General features: G+C 53.4%; 10 protein-coding genes, 7 tRNA genes and 1 rRNA gene. 2 read left to right on the top strand and 16 right to left on the bottom strand.

Going from position 1 to position 14736, the window contains the following annotated elements; all coding sequences use genetic code 11:
* Positions 1 to 71: 71 nt before the first annotated feature.
* The 5 genes from ACFQ2I_RS02640 to ACFQ2I_RS02620 all read right to left on the bottom strand — a co-directional run bounded on the left by ACFQ2I_RS02640 (position 72) and on the right by ACFQ2I_RS02620 (position 6305).
* Entirely contained in the window at positions 72 to 1862 is a 1791-nt protein-coding gene (locus ACFQ2I_RS02640) for a hypothetical protein (RefSeq protein ID WP_377561982.1), read from the bottom strand.
* A 41-nt stretch (positions 1863 to 1903) separates the two neighbouring features.
* Positions 1904 to 2791, bottom strand: a complete 888-nt coding sequence (locus tag ACFQ2I_RS02635) for a carbohydrate ABC transporter permease (protein ID WP_377561980.1) — start codon at positions 2789 to 2791, stop codon at positions 1904 to 1906.
* Positions 2792 to 2800: 9 nt separating this feature from the next.
* Positions 2801 to 3706 carry an ABC transporter permease gene (locus tag ACFQ2I_RS02630; RefSeq protein ID WP_377561978.1) on the bottom strand — a complete coding sequence of 302 codons (906 nt, stop codon included), beginning with the start codon at positions 3704 to 3706 and terminating at the stop codon, positions 2801 to 2803.
* A gap of 193 nt (positions 3707 to 3899) precedes the next feature.
* Positions 3900 to 5798, bottom strand: a complete 1899-nt coding sequence (locus ACFQ2I_RS02625) for a putative bifunctional diguanylate cyclase/phosphodiesterase (protein WP_377561976.1) — start codon at positions 5796 to 5798, stop codon at positions 3900 to 3902.
* Positions 5799 to 5930: 132 nt separating this feature from the next.
* Positions 5931 to 6305, bottom strand: a complete 375-nt coding sequence (locus tag ACFQ2I_RS02620; RefSeq protein ID WP_377561974.1) for a DUF423 domain-containing protein — start codon at positions 6303 to 6305, stop codon at positions 5931 to 5933.
* A 63-nt stretch (positions 6306 to 6368) separates the two neighbouring features.
* On the opposite strand from ACFQ2I_RS02620, the gene ACFQ2I_RS02615 reads away from it, so the two are divergent.
* Positions 6369 to 6851, top strand: a complete 483-nt coding sequence (locus tag ACFQ2I_RS02615; protein WP_377561972.1) for a hypothetical protein — start codon at positions 6369 to 6371, stop codon at positions 6849 to 6851.
* A 77-nt stretch (positions 6852 to 6928) separates the two neighbouring features.
* Here the strand turns inward: ACFQ2I_RS02615 and ACFQ2I_RS02610 are convergent, their stop codons facing one another.
* Both ACFQ2I_RS02610 and ACFQ2I_RS02605 read right to left on the bottom strand, forming a co-directional pair.
* Entirely contained in the window at positions 6929 to 10054 is a 3126-nt protein-coding gene (locus tag ACFQ2I_RS02610; protein ID WP_377561970.1) for an AAA family ATPase, read from the bottom strand.
* Positions 10051 to 11226 (bottom strand): exonuclease SbcCD subunit D, encoded by a 1176-nt coding sequence (locus tag ACFQ2I_RS02605; protein WP_377562947.1) that lies wholly within the window; start codon positions 11224 to 11226, stop codon positions 10051 to 10053. The genes ACFQ2I_RS02610 and ACFQ2I_RS02605 overlap by 4 nt, the downstream gene beginning before the upstream one ends.
* A gap of 287 nt (positions 11227 to 11513) precedes the next feature.
* On the opposite strand from ACFQ2I_RS02605, the gene yhbH reads away from it, so the two are divergent.
* Complete coding sequence (gene yhbH / locus ACFQ2I_RS02600) at positions 11514 to 12677, top strand: sporulation protein YhbH (protein ID WP_377561968.1); 1164 nt, start codon at positions 11514 to 11516, stop codon at positions 12675 to 12677.
* Positions 12678 to 12832: 155 nt separating this feature from the next.
* On the opposite strand, the gene pdaA is transcribed toward yhbH, so the two are convergent.
* The 9 genes from pdaA to ACFQ2I_RS02555 form a co-directional block, all read right to left on the bottom strand.
* Positions 12833 to 13609, bottom strand: a complete 777-nt coding sequence (gene pdaA / locus ACFQ2I_RS02595) for a delta-lactam-biosynthetic de-N-acetylase (RefSeq protein ID WP_377561966.1) — start codon at positions 13607 to 13609, stop codon at positions 12833 to 12835.
* A 260-nt stretch (positions 13610 to 13869) separates the two neighbouring features.
* Positions 13870 to 13946, bottom strand: a tRNA-Pro gene (locus ACFQ2I_RS02590).
* A 5-nt stretch (positions 13947 to 13951) separates the two neighbouring features.
* Positions 13952 to 14026: transfer RNA gene (locus tag ACFQ2I_RS02585), tRNA-Gly, on the bottom strand.
* A 6-nt stretch (positions 14027 to 14032) separates the two neighbouring features.
* Positions 14033 to 14108, bottom strand: a tRNA-Thr gene (locus ACFQ2I_RS02580).
* A 31-nt stretch (positions 14109 to 14139) separates the two neighbouring features.
* Positions 14140 to 14216: transfer RNA gene (locus ACFQ2I_RS02575), tRNA-Met, on the bottom strand.
* A 9-nt stretch (positions 14217 to 14225) separates the two neighbouring features.
* Positions 14226 to 14300, bottom strand: a tRNA-Glu gene (locus ACFQ2I_RS02570).
* A 22-nt stretch (positions 14301 to 14322) separates the two neighbouring features.
* Positions 14323 to 14410, bottom strand: a tRNA-Ser gene (locus ACFQ2I_RS02565).
* Between the two features lie 6 nt (positions 14411 to 14416).
* Positions 14417 to 14492, bottom strand: a tRNA-Asn gene (locus ACFQ2I_RS02560).
* A gap of 150 nt (positions 14493 to 14642) precedes the next feature.
* A 23S ribosomal RNA gene (locus ACFQ2I_RS02555) occupies positions 14643 to 14736 on the bottom strand; the annotation flags it as partial.

The following is a 14736-nucleotide window of genomic DNA, read 5'->3' as shown; positions in this document are numbered from 1 at the left end:
TCACCATCTCCAATCAACTCATTATTTCAGCGGGAAAAGCAGATCATCACGATCACTTGTCACAGCCTGCCTCACTTGCCAAGCGAAATTTTAAAGAATGGCTTCATCTCTTCGATCGCCGCCTCATAGCCGCCCTTCTCATTGAATTCCGTCAGAAGATCGTCCCACATCGTATTAAACTGCGTCTCATCTTTGGTCATAAGCAGCTGTGCGGTTTTGGTCGTGCGGAAGGTATTCCAGTAATATTGCGACGTCTTATTGGATTCGATGCCGCTGGAAGGCAATACCGTTCCATCCGGACTCAGCTTGCTCTTGCCGGCCTCGATTCGCAAGTCTCCCCACGCATCGAACTTTGGCGGCGACTTTCTGTACAGCTTGTTGTTATAGAACGTCGCAGGAGCCGTCAGGAATGCCTTGCTCGTGTTATTGATGCCATAATACTCCGCATTCCGTGTGCCGGGCTCCACGACTTCGCCGTTCAGGGAAGCCAGCAGCTCCTCATCCTTGAATATGCGCTTGCCGTCCTTCTCTTCATACAGCTCCGCACTGGCGGGTCCCCATGCCGTCAGCTCCATCGCTTCCTCTGTCTGGAACCAATCGAAGTATTTCAACAACCGTTCAATGTCCTTAAAGCCCTTTTTGATCAAAATGTTGGAGAAGCCTGCGGGATAAGCGGCGTCAATATAAGAAGGATTGCCTGTCTCCAGCTCATATTGCGACTTCGGCCAAGGAATCGGCCTCATCTCATAGTCTGGATTAATCGCTTTCATATTCCCCCTCGCCCCCGGCCAATCCGGTGTGAAGAAGGTAACGGCCACGCGTCCCGAAGCGGTCTTCTCCTGAAGCTGCTCCGGCTTCTGGATCAGATAGTCCTTGTCCAGGATGCCGTCCTTGAACCATTGGCGAAGCTTGGCATAATAATCCTTCATGTACGGATTATGAATCCATCCCGACACCTCTCCCGATTGAGGATTGGCATAGAAGCCTCCGGTCGGCGCATAGATCTGGCTTAGATGATAGGCTCCCCAGTCCGGCAGCTCCAGCGGAATGACCGACTTGCCGTTCTCCTTCAGATCAAGCGCTTTAATGTCGTACAGCAGCTTCTCGAATTTTTCCGGCGTGTCCACAGGAGGATCCAGCACCAGATCTTCATAGGTCAGCTGACGCGGATTTTCGTCCAGTTCCACCTGAAGCTCCTTCACCCCTTTAAACCGATAACCCAGCTTCTCCAATATATCCTCTCTTACGAACAAGTTCTGGGCGTACGGGGAACGGTAATGAATATCCCCTTCCATCAGCGCCTTCACTTCCGGATTGGACTGGTCGGGCATCGCATTCGTCGGAAGCGCAATCAGCTTGCCGTCTTGGGTCAGCATGTTCCATCCGGTATCGGACACGAACTTATCCATATTGACAAGCAGGTCCTTGTAAGGCGTCAGGTCCTCGAATGCGCCTGTCGCATACAGCACGGACAAGTTGGGGTTATCCGCCAATACGACATCGGGCAAGTTGCCCGCCGCGATGAGCATGTTGATGCGCTCGACCGGGCTCGTGCCGGCAGAGAAGATGACATCCTTCACTTTAATGTTGAATTTCTCTTCTACGACGGGCGTAACGACATCGTTGGGATTGTTGTAGCCGAACGGAGCGGTCGGATGCACTGTATCCAGGAACGTATATTCAAGCAGCGGCAGTTCCTTCTCTCCTTCTTCTTTATTGCCGTCGTCGCTTGCTTTCCCTTGATTATTGCCGGAAGAGGATTGGCTGTTTCCCGGCTCGTTACTGCTGTTCGAGCAAGCTGATACAACTGACACGACAAGCATGATCACGACAAGCAATAAGCTAACACTGCGCATTTTCATAGCAATATGACCTCCAATTGGTTGATTTATTCCATATATGACTAGCCTTTCACTGCTCCCAGCATCATGCCCTTCACGAAATAACGCTGCATGAACGGATAGATGAATAGAATAGGCAGCGTAGACACCATCAATGTTGTCATCTTGATCGATTCGGATGAGATCGTTGTCTGATGATCCGTCTGTGACATTCTCATAATCTGCTCCACCGTTGACGCTTGCGATTCCAATATAATCTTGTACAGCAGCGTCTGAACCGGCAGCAGATCCTGCTTCGTCACGAACAGGAGAGCATCGAACCAGGAATTCCATTGGGCAACCCCTGCGAAGATCGACAAGGTAGCCAATATCGGCAAGCTGGAGGGCAATATAATCTGGAAGAATATTCTTCCAGGTCCCGCCCCGTCAATGCTGGCCGATTCTTCCAGTGACTTGGGAATTTGATCGAAGAACACTTTCGCCAGGAGCATATTGAAGGTGGTGAACAATGCGGGCAGAATGTACACCCAGAAGCTGTTGGAAAGCCCCAGCTTAACAACGACTACATAGAAGGGGAGAAGTCCTCCGCTAAAAAACATAGGGATCATGAAAAAGACAAACAGCGTCTTTCTTGCGACCAGATAAGGCTTGGACAGCGCATAGGCGACCATGGTCGTTACGATGACATGCGCCAGAGTGCCGACGACCGTACGGGCTACGGAAATATAAAACGCATTCATAATGCCGCTGTTCGTCAGCACGACTTTATAATTGTAGAGTGTCGGCTTTACCGGGAAGAAGGTTAGCGTTCTTCCTGATGCCGCAACGCTGTCGCTTATCGAATAAAGAAAGACGTAGAAAAACGGATACATCATGACGACGCACAATATGACGAGCAGCAAATAATTGACGAAAGAAAACGCTCTCTCTCCCCGCGAGTAAGTCTCCATAGTTTCCTCCTAACCCAGCAAGCGCGTCTCGTTTATTTTGTTCGATATAATGTAACCAATAACGACCAATGTTGCCGTTATAATCGATCTTGCGAATCCAATAGCCGTAGCGTAGGAAAAATTGGCCATCTGTACACCGGTGCGATAAATGTACGTATCGATAACATCCGCCTTAGACTGTAAAAACCCGTTCATCAAATTGAAAACGGCTTCAAAATTAACGGTAAACAGCGAACCCAACGACAAGACGAACAATATGGCGATGGTCGGCATGATGCAAGGTAGCGTAATGGATATCATCCGCTGGAATCTGCTTGCTCCGTCAACCATGGCTGCGCTGTGAAGCTCGGGATCGATACTCGTAATTGCAGCCAGATAGATAATCGTATTCCATCCCACGCTTTGCCAGATGGATGTGACGACGAGAATGCCCCAGAAATAATCTGGATTTTGCATGAAATTTACTGCGGGCAAGCCGAGCTCCATGAGCAGCAAATTGACAATCCCACTCTCGGATTCCAGCAAGCGGTAGACCAGGCTGGATATGAACACCCATGTAATAAAATGCGGCAAATACGTGATGGACTGAATGAGCCGCTTCGCCTTTGTTGTCCTGACGGCGTCAATCATGAGCGCCAGCACGATCGGAGCCGGAAAGCCGAATAAAATCATCAATCCGCCCATCACAAGTGTATTGCGCAGCGCATTAAAAAACTCCGGGTCCGACAAAAAGGTGCGGAAATGCTCCAATCCTGCAAAATCGCCGCTTAGAAAACCGTCCGTTACTCGATAATCCTGAAAGGCAATGACTAGCCCGATCATTGGCGCATAAGCAAAAACCAGAACTGCAGCCGCACCTGGCAGCATAAACAAAAACAACACTCGCTGTCTCCAAAGTTTGCGCCATAACTTCAATCCCTTGTTCCCTCCTTCTTCTGACTTGATCAGCATGCTTACACATTTATTATAGGTTGGGAGCGCCAAGGGAAGACAGTCGGTATATCACCGATCAACAGTCACATTTCCACACAAAATGAAATACTAGGGAAAAATGCAAACAGGGCGCAGCGGAACCCTCTGGTTCCACTGCGCCCTGCCTCTGCACCTGTTAACCCGCTCGTAGCATAAGCTCCAAATTGTCGCTGGATACGGGTGGGCTCCGGTAATAGCCCTGCATCTCGTCGCATTGATGCGCCCTCAAAAACTCTACCTGCTCCAGCGTCTCTACGCCTTCGGCAATGACTTGAATATTCAGGTTGTGCGCCATTGCAATAATGGCCGCCACAATCTCCGCGTCGTTGGGATCCTGCTGAATATCCCGGACAAAGGAACGGTCAATCTTGAGCCGATCAATCGGGAAGTTCTTCAAGTAATGGAAGGAGCTGTATCCGGTGCCGAAGTCATCAACGCTAATACCGACGCCGAGATCAGTAATGGCAAGCAAGCACTTGGCGATCAAGTTCACATCGATCGTCATCGATTCCGTAATTTCAAGATCCAAATATTTCGGTTCCAGCCCCGTCGAGTTCAGGACGTCCTGAATATTGCTGGCCAAATCATGTTGCAGGAACTGTCGAATGGACAAATTCACCGAGATCGGAACCTTCGGCAGTCCCGCATCCTGCCAGGCCTTGTTCTGACGACAAGCCTCTAGCAGCACCCAATCGCCGATCTGTACAATCATTCCGCTCTCCTCCGCAAGAGGAATGAACGTCCCAGGTGACAGTTCTCCCCGTACGGGATGGTTCCATCTAACCAACGCCTCAATGCCAATGATGCGGCCCGAAGCCATATCGTATTGCGGCTGATAGTGCAAGATGAACTCCTGCCGCTGTATGGCGCGGTACATCTCATGCTGCAAGGTGAGACGTTCGAAGGACGAGTTGCTCCATGAATCCGAATATAGCAAACAATCGTTTTTTCCCGTTTCTTTCACTTTGACCAGTGCCATATCCGCCTTCTTGAACAGGGAATAACCATCGTCTTGATCGTCAAGATTCGTCACGGCTCCCATACTGGCTGTAATGTGCAGCGGGAAGCCCTTCAGCTCGTAAGGCTCCTCTATCGCCTTCAGAACGTCTCTGGCTCTCTTCAGCAATTGATCTTCCGACTCCACATCATACAAGATGATCGCGAATTCGTCACCCTCCATGCGCGCTACGAAATCTTGTTCGGACGATCCACGGTTCAACCTATCCGCCACCTGCATGAGCAGCATATCGCCGAATTCCCGTCCGAACGATGCGTTAACCAGCTTGAAGCGATCCAGATCCAGATAGCAGATGCCAAGCAGCTTCTCGTCTTCCTTGGCACGAGTCAGACTCTCCGTCAGTCTGGTCTGGAACAGCGTGCGGTTAGGCAGCCCCGTCATATCGTCGTAATAGGCCATATAGCGAATCCGTTCCACATTGCGTTTCCTGTCGCTTAGATCGTGGCATATTATCAACGCGCCGATTACTTCATCGTCCTGCACCATCGGCGCGCATACCACCTGAAGCTCCAGCGGGAAGCCCGTCCGGTGCATCATATGAATGTTGTTCTGAATCGTATCTCCCTCAAGGGCTTGCTCCATGCATTGCTGGAATACGAATCGACTTGCAGGATCAATCACGCGCGTGATAGGCGATCCTACCATGTCCATGCGATGATGGCCTAGCATACGGACGGATGCTTCATTCAGTTCGACAATGTTGCCTTCCCGGTCCAGCACAGCAATAGGCACCGCCTCCGAGCGAAGAATTGTCTCGACGATCGGCGTATGATATTTGTGGAAGCTTGCAAAGGAAATGCGTTTAAAATAAATGACGATAGCGCATGCCAGCAAGGAAGCGGCAATCGCCAAAGAAATCCAGCGGTACAAGGTGTTGGCAACGAGCAGAAACGAAACGACTACCCAGAGTATCGCCATGACGGTCATCATTGCGCTAATGAACCAGGGATCGTTCAGTGCCAGCCAGCGATTCCCTTCCATTTCCGATCCGGGAGAATTATCCTTATCTTTCGCCACACGCAAACTTCCTTCCTCTAATATCGAGTCAAGTGACAGCTAGTACCATTATAAACGATATTAAACTTTTGTCATAGAAATATTTGCTAATGCAGCTTGTTTTCCTGCAGGATAATGTCGAATAGTGTCGAATTACTTCGATTTTACCACGCCCATAATAACGAACGCCCAGCCAGCAAGCATCGCCACACCGCCAATTGGCGTAACCATCCCCAGCTTGGATATTCCGGTCACCGACAGGATGTACAGACTTCCGCTAAAGATGGCGATGCCCGCCAGCAGCAGTCTTCCCCCTATCCGAACATGCTTGCTGCCCCCAATCGTCTTGTCCAGTAACGCGATCAGCATCAGTCCTAGCGCGCCGTACATATGATAACGAACTCCTGTCTCGAACACATCCAGGTAATGCTGAGTGAGCTTTTCTTCGAGTCCGTGAGCGCCGAAGGCGCCCAGCGCAATAGCAATTGCGGCATTGACCGCACCAATGATAAAATAGTTTGGAAACATCTGTTTTCAACCCTTTCGCATGTTGTGTATAATTGAGCGTAGTCCATAAAGGAGCGAGATCATATGAACAATGACCAAAACCAATACGAAAACAAAACGCCGGACGGCGGCTTCTCCACCTTCGAGCCGGTGCCGCCCCCGCCCGGCATGCACGGCGCCCCCGAGACGCTGAAGCATTCAGGACTGGGGATCGCCTCCTTCATCATCGCGCTGCTCGCCATATTGGCTGCCATTATCACGCTTGTACTGACCGTCTCCTTCACTGCCGAATTTATCAATATGGGCACGTTGGACCCGGAATCACTGGAAGCCCAAATATTAGATGGGGACTCCGCTATAGTGAGTATTATGGCTGCCGGCCTGCTGTTCATCGTATCGATCGGCTTGTCGGTCATCGGCCTTATTCTGGGAATTGTAGGCGCGGTGATGAAGAACCGCAAGAAAGTGTTCAGCGTGCTTGGTATTGTATTGAACGCTCTCATAGCCGTCGGCGTAGTGGTGCTTGTTATCATCAGCATGGTGGCAGGTGCGGCGGGCGCCGTCTGAGGCAGCTTCCTTCTAGAGACGCCGGCTCCGGTACTTCCTTAATGGAAGCGCCGGAGTTTTTTTGTACCTGCCTGTTGCTATTGCCGCAGTACAATCGAGGTTCGGCTGAAGCCTTCTCTCGACTTGGTCACCTCCAGGCAAGCCGGGAAGGCTTCCTTCAAGTCTCCTACGTGAGAGATGACGCCGATCATACGTCCGGCTCGCTGTAGGTCGACAAGCGCGGCGATCGCCTTGTGCAGCGACTCCTCGTCCAGGGAGCCGAAGCCTTCGTCGATGAACATCATCTCGATGGAGACCCCGCCTTGATGAGATTGAATGACATCCGACATACCGAGCGCCAGGCAGAGCGACGCATTGAACTTCTCACCGCCGGACAGCGTCTTCACATCTCTGTTCTGTCCCGTATAAGCGTCATATACATCCAGCCCCAGTCCGCTCTGCTTGCCTCTCGCCTCCAGTCTGTCGCTGCGCACCAATTGATACTGCCCGCCAGAGAGCCCCTTCAGCCGCTCGTTAGCCATTGCCAATATTTGCTCCAGATATTCAATGAGAATATAGCGTTCAAATGACATCTTCAGCAAGTTGTCGCCCTTCAGCATCGCGTAGATGTCGAGCATACTCTCCAGCTTGCCCTCCAGCTCGGCGGCCATGACCGCTCTGGATCTGAGTCCGCTCTCCAGCCGGATGGCATCCTGTGCGTAGCGTAGCGCAGCCCCTTCACTGGCGATTGCCGCCTCGTGCTCCCGCTTATACGTCGCAATCTCCTCCTTTAGCGGTTCAGGATCGATTCTCGGCTTGTTTTGCAGCTCTTGCTGTAGCGTGGCGAGCGTGCTCTCCAGCGCACGTAACGCGGATCGATAACTCTCAATCCCCGACTGCAGCTCTGCCATCACTTCTTCGGACTTCACCGCCGATCGGTACTCATCCGGAGAGGTGAAGCCAGCTTGCATCAGCTTGGCGGCCAGAAGCTCCTTGTATTCCTCCGCTTCCTTCACCGCAGCCTCCTGCGATCGGCCGGACTGCTCGGAATAAGCCTTCAGCTCGGCGCCGCGGGTGGATGCCAGCTGCAAGCCTTCCTGCGCTTCCTTCCAAGCCTGCTCCATGGCGGACACCTCCGCTTGCCGCTTGCGAAGCTGGATACGCAGCTCCTCCGGCGACCGCAGCTCCTCCGGAATCCGATCCAGCTCCTTCGCCAGGGCGAATTCCGCGCTGGCGCGTTGCAGCATTAGCTGCTGCCCGTTCCCCTGCAGCGTCTCCCTCGCGTTCTCCAGTCGGACAAGCTCCGCTTCCAGTTGCAGCAAGCTCGCGCGCTGCTCTTCCAGTCTGGAAGCATCGCTTTGCATGGCATCGGACTCTGCCTTCCAAGTGCGCCACTCGGAGCGCAGCTCGGCTTGCTCCTCCTGCAGCCTTGCGATCAGCTCCGCAGCATGCTCGACAGACGCAGGCTCCATTCCGTTCGCCGCAAGCTCCGACAAGCCTTCCTGCTGCTGCTGGAGGGCGGCAGCAGCCTGAGCTTTCACACTGAGCAGCTCGCGCTCTACGGTAGACAGATATTCCTTCGCTTCCTGCAAGACATCCTTTGACGGCATATCTCTCTGCAGCTCCGCTTTCCCAGGATGCGATTCGCTGCCGCATACGGGGCAAGGCTTGCCATCATGCAGATGGGACGCCAGCAAGCCGGCTTGTCCTTCAATCCAGCGCCGCTCCAGCTCCGCATATTGCGAGCGAAGCTCCTCCAGCTGTCGCTCGCCCTTGCTCTCTAGCTCGCCGTATCGGACAAGCTCCTCGCCAAGCTGTATCTGACGCTTCACTTCCTTCCCTTGCTGCTCTACTTGCCGGAGCTGTTGGACCGCTGCCGGAAGCTTGGCAGCGCTTGTCTCCAATACGCGAATGCTCCCTTGTAGCGCCGCATGCTTCTCCTTGCCCGCCCGGTAAGCCGCCTCTGCCGCGGCAAGCTCGCCCGCCGTCTGCTTTTCCTCGCGTAGCAGCCGCTCCAGCTCCCGCCGCTGATCCGCCAGCGTATCGACGACCGGAAGCAGCTCCGACAGCCGGTGAGCTGCAAGTCTCGCCTCCTGCCGGCTCCCTTCACGCTCCGCTTCCTGCCGATGACGGGCAGACGCCGCTTCCAGCGCATGCTCCGCCTCCCGCCATTGCGTCAGACTTCGCGCATGCTCCGCTTGCTTCTGTCGAGCATTCTCATCCGCCCGGCGGGCTTGTTCCTCGTACGGCGCCAGACCGGCGGCTCTCCGAGCTTGCTCCAGCTCCTGCTCCTGCTGCTCCACGAGCGGCTTCCGCTCGATCAGCGTTCGCTGCTCGTCCAGCTTGGCTGCCAGCTCGTCATGGCGCCGATTCAGTTCCAGCGCTGATTGAAGCCGTTGCTGCCGCTCGTCCAATTGCTCGCTGAGCTCCGCCTTCCGCCTGCTTGCATCTGCCGCTTCCGTTCCGTAATGCTCCGCCTCCAGGCGCAGCCCTTCCGTTACCTGGGCCACATTGTAGGCGTCCTGCCGGAACGTCGCATGCAGACTGCTGTCCTCGCGCGCCGGAAGAGCTTCCTCCACCTGGCGCATCAGCGCATCGACTCCCGCTCGCTCTCCCTTCAATTTTTCCTGCAGACTTCGCACTTCACCGTGAAAGCGCCTCTCCAGCCTCTCGTACAGCTCCGTCCGGAATATGCGGCGTAAAATGTCCTCCTTGTTGTCCGTGTCGGAAGTGAGCAGCTTGCGGAATTCCCCTTGCGGCAGCATGACGATCTGGCTGAATTGCTCCTTCGTCAGACCGATGATGGCCTGTATACGGGCATTCACTTCAGTCGCCAGGAACCGGTCCACTGCGGGCACAGCCTTATCGCCGTGCAGCTCATACAGCTCCGTTCTCTCGCCAGTCTCGCTTCGATTGCCGCTCTTGCGATGCTTCATCTGCCGCAACACGCGGTAACGCTTATCCCTGATCATGAAGTCCAGTTCCACGGACGTATGCGTCTCTTCATTCGCGAAGTGGCTCCGCAGCATCCTCACATCGGCTCGGTCTTCTCCGCTTGCCGCGCCGTAGAGCGCGAAGCAGATCGCATCGAATATCGAGGTTTTGCCTGCGCCCGTGTTGCCGGATATGACGAATAGACGGCGGTGCTCCAGCCGGGTGAAGTCGATCGTCTCGCTGTCCCTGTACGGCCCGAACGCCGTCATCGTAAGTTTTAGCGGTCTCATCTTCTTTCACCCTCCTCCCGCAGCTGATCGTCATAGGCTCTGGCGAATAGCGTGCGCTTCTCTTCCGACAGCGTTGTGCCGTTCACTTCCTCATAGAACGCTGCGAACAGCTCCACGGGATTGCGCTCGCGTCTGCCAGGCGCCGCATTCGCGTCGCTGCCGGCCCGCTCCTCCTCGCCGCTTGTTCTGACCGGCATTCTTCTCTCCACATGCATCGCATTGGGATAGACGGATCTGACCTTCTCCATCGGGAACAGCACGGGATGCTCGTTCAGCAGCGTGACATATACATAATCCTCGTTCACCGAATGCTTCTCCAGATCCTCTACTCGTGCTTCCACTCTGCGCATGTCGCGGCGCGGCTGCAAGGAACGCTTCTCCAGGCCGACTTCGCCTGAAGCGTCAAGCTGGACAATGTAGAAGCCCTTGTCATGCCGCTCCTCGGAGATGGAGTATTTCAGCGGCGACCCCGCATAGCGAATGCGCTCATGCCGCACATAATGGGCTTGGTGCAGATGGCCGAGGGCTGTATAGTGGAAGCGCTCGAAGTGAGCCGCGCTCACATGCTCGGCGCCGCCGATCGCCAGCGGACGCTCGGATTCGCTCGTATTGGGCTCCTGCTCGCCGGATGGCGTGGCGAACAGATGGCCGATCAGCACATGGCGCGCCGATTCGTCCATCTGTTCATGAATCCGGCTTACCCACGCTCTCGCCGCATCGTTGTGGCTGCGTACGCTCTCGTCCCCCAGAGCGTGCCGCACGATGGAGGGATCGGCATATGGCATCAGATGAAAGTGCACTTCTCCATGTTCGTCGCGCAGCACGACCGGCTTGCGGCCGGGCCGGAGCTGCCCGGCCAGATACAATCCCCTGTCCTCCATCAAGCCAGTTCCGAAGCTGATTCTGTCCGGACTGTCATGGTTGCCCGCAATGGCGATGACAGGCGTATCCAGCTTCATCACGAGCTTCTCCAGCACCTCGTTAAGCAGCTCCACCGCTTCGGTAGGCGGCACTCCCCGATCGTACAGATCTCCCGCTATAATGACCGCATCCGGCCGCTCGCTCTCTACGGCGGCGATGAACTGCTCCAGTACATATCGCTGATCTTCCGTCATGTATACGCCTTGGACTAGCTTGCCCAGATGCCAATCCGCGGTATGGAATAGCTTCACTTGCGTCACGTCCCCTCTTCCAAAACACTATCTCTCTATTCTACCATCTGTCGCGCTGCAAGCCTATTCCCATGTGATGAACTTCATGCTTAGCTCGCGGATGAGCGACCGCGTTCAATTGTTTTTTATCGCCAATTAGAATTATGGTAAAGTGTAGGAAGCAGCTAGAAAGATAGATATGGACGAATTTCGTTCACATAACCTCTCCCCGCTTGAATATATTGATTAACAACGGTCCGTATAGTTGTCGCTACGCTACACAAACTAACGGGAATGAGGTGTAATGAATGAGTTCGCATCCGTTATTTATCGTTTCCCGAGAAAATTGGTCGCTGCATCGCAAAGGCTACACCGACCAGGCCAGACATCAGGAGAAGGTAAGAGAAGCAATCAAGCAGAATCTTCCCGATCTTGTCTCGGATGAGAGCATTATATTGTCGGACGGTCGCAAGACGGTAAGGGTACCGATCAAAAGTCTGGATGAATCCCACTTCGTGTACAACTACAACAAAAAGCAGCATGTAGGACAAGGAGACGGTGATTCTCAGGTAGGGGATGTGCTGGGGGTAGACCCTCAAGCGGCGAAAGGGCCGGGCAAAGGGAAAGAAGCAGGCGATCAGCCGGGCGACGACATTCTGGACAACGAGATTAGCATCGATCAACTCGAGGATATGCTGTTCGAGGAAATGGAGCTGCCTAATCTGGAGCAGAAGCAGAAGGAGCAGCTGCAGACGAGAGAGGTCGTATTCACCGACATTCGCAAGAAGGGAATCATGTCCAACATCGACAAGAAGCGGACGCTGCTGGAGAACTTGCGCCGCAACGCCAATGCAGGCAAGTCTGGCATCGGCGGCATATCGCCCGACGACCTCAGGTACAAGACATGGACAGAAATTGTGAAGCCGCAATCCAATGCGGTTATTCTTGCTCTTATGGATACTTCGGGCAGCATGGGCTCGTTCGAGAAGTATTGCGCACGCAGCTTCTTCTTCTGGATGACCCGCTTCCTGCGCCGCAAATACGAGCATGTCGATATCGTATTCATCGCCCACCATACAGAAGCCAAGGAAGTGACGGAGGAGGAGTTCTTCACCCGCGGCGAGAGCGGCGGCACGATCTGCTCGTCCGCTTACCAGAAGGCGCTCGATATTATTGCGAACCGCTATCCGACGGAATATTGGAACATTTACCCGTTCCACTTCTCCGACGGCGATAATCTAACGTCCGACAATGAGCGGTGCGTGAAGTTGATTAACCAATTGATGGATCGTTGCAATATGTTCGGCTATGGCGAAGTGAACCAATACAATCGAAGCAGCACGCTTATGGCTGCTTACAAGCATATTAACCACAAGAAGTTTATGTATTCCATCATTAAGGACCGGAGCGAGGTATACACAGCGTTGAAAACGTTTTTCGCCACTAGACCGAATGAAAGCAAGCTCTCCTGACAAACATACATTACATCAAAAGCCGCTTGCAAGCCCGCCTCCTGAATGAAGGGCTTGCAAGCGGCTCGTGTTCATGCTCCCTTCCTGGAAGCTCTAACTTCTCAATTGTCATGCTCAGATGCTCTGCGGTATGAGCATATTGATGCGATGTCTGTCTATTCCAGCGCCAGTTCATCCAAACTCTTAAATTCATAACCTTGACGCCGTGCCTCATCGATGATACTGCCCAATGCTTCGGCATTGTCTCTGGATACAGAATGCAACAGAATAATCGCCCCGGGATGAAGCTGCCTGACCACTTGCTCATAGGCATAGCGAGCCCCCCGTTGCGCATTCACATCCCAGTCCTTGTAAGCGATCGACCAAAAAACGCTAGTGTAGCCTGCGTGCCTGCTCGATGCCAGTACATGCTCATTGAAGATCCCTCTGGGCGGCCGCAAGTAATTCATCACATCTTGCCCTGTAATAGCTGTTACCTGCTCCTTCACCTTATGCAGCTCTGCCTTGATCGCCTCTGCAGACAACGTCGTCATATCGGGATGGCTCCAGGAGTGATTGCCGATAATATGTCCCTCCGCGGCCATTCGTTTCAGCAGCTCCGGCTGATCTTTTACGTAATGGCCTGTGACAAAGAAGGTCGCAGACACCCCCCTGTCCTTCAGCACATCCAGAATCTCCCCCGTCAGCCCGTTCTCATAGCCGTTATCGAATGTCAAGAAGAGCTCCTTCTTGCTCGTATCGCCAAGGAACATCGCGCCATGCTTCGTGATGATCGGCTTGAAGCCCTCTTCATCGATAGAGGGCAGCTTGCCTCCGATGCTCCTCTTGAAGCCGAAGTGGTAGGCGCCGGGAGCTGCCGACGTAATGACGCCGCCATAGCCGACAACCATGATTACTGCTACAAACAGCAGCAACCCAATCCTTCTTCTCATGTCATGGACCCCCTCTCATCCTGTCGTATACAGCCAGTCAAGAGTACTTTGCCCATGATGTACGGAATTATTCTTTCAATATCTCTTCCCTAATAACGAATCTACGAACCATTTATTTCTCGCAGCCGGAAGACTGTTCAAGTCTGGGCATCTAGATTAGGGTTTTTCATTCGAGCCTCATAAAAACAAAAAAACGTTTACCCGAGTAAACTAGCTTCAGGTAAACAGCTTCTATATGTAGTCGTTTTATCTTCTTTTAATGGTCGGGATGACACGATTTGAACATGCGACCCCCTGGTCCCAAACCAGGTGCTCTACCAAGCTGAGCTACATCCCGAAATCTGGAGCGGAAGACGGGAATCGAACCCGCGACCCTCGCCTTGGCAAGGCGATGCTCTACCGCTGAGCCACTTCCGCAGCAAGTGGTGCCGGCGAGAGGACTTGAACCCCCAACCTACTGATTACAAGTCAGTTGCTCTACCAATTGAGCTACACCGGCATAGGTCATGCTATCTTTTATTTCATATTTTTGGTTGCGGAGGCAGGATTTGAACCTGCGACCTTCGGGTTATGAGCCCGACGAGCTACCGAACTGCTCCACCCCGCGATAATAAGTTGGTGACCCGTAGGGGATTCGAACCCCTGTTACCTCCGTGAAAGGGAGGTGTCTTAACCCCTTGACCAACGGGCCATATGTAGATAAAAAGTTACTACGGAGAAGGAGGGATTCGAACCCTCGCACCACTTACGCAGTCTAACCCCTTAGCAGAGGGTCCCCTTGAGCCACTTGGGTACTTCTCCAGGAAATGGCTCCCCGAACAGGACTCGAACCTGTGACAACACGGTTAACAGCCGTGTGCTCTACCAACTGAGCTATCAGGGAATAACAGTTTTTCGCAGATTCGGCTTCTCGACTAGCATCAAAAAAGACTGAACCATGCAATTGATGTTCAAGGCTTGCGCCCTGAAAACTGGATACGAAAGTTGCTTACTTACTTTAGCTGGTTGCTCCCGATTAGTACCGGAAAGCAGATAGGATAAGCCCTCGACCGATTAGTATTCGTCAGCTCCACACATTGCTGTGCTTCCACCTCGAACCTATCAACCTCGTCGTCTTCAAGGGGTCT

Origin of the sequence: Paenibacillus chungangensis (genome assembly GCF_042675905.1) — a bacterium.
In the GTDB taxonomy this organism is placed as follows: domain Bacteria; phylum Bacillota; class Bacilli; order Paenibacillales; family Paenibacillaceae; genus Pristimantibacillus; species Pristimantibacillus chungangensis.
This window is presented reverse-complemented; position numbering and strand designations above follow the sequence as displayed.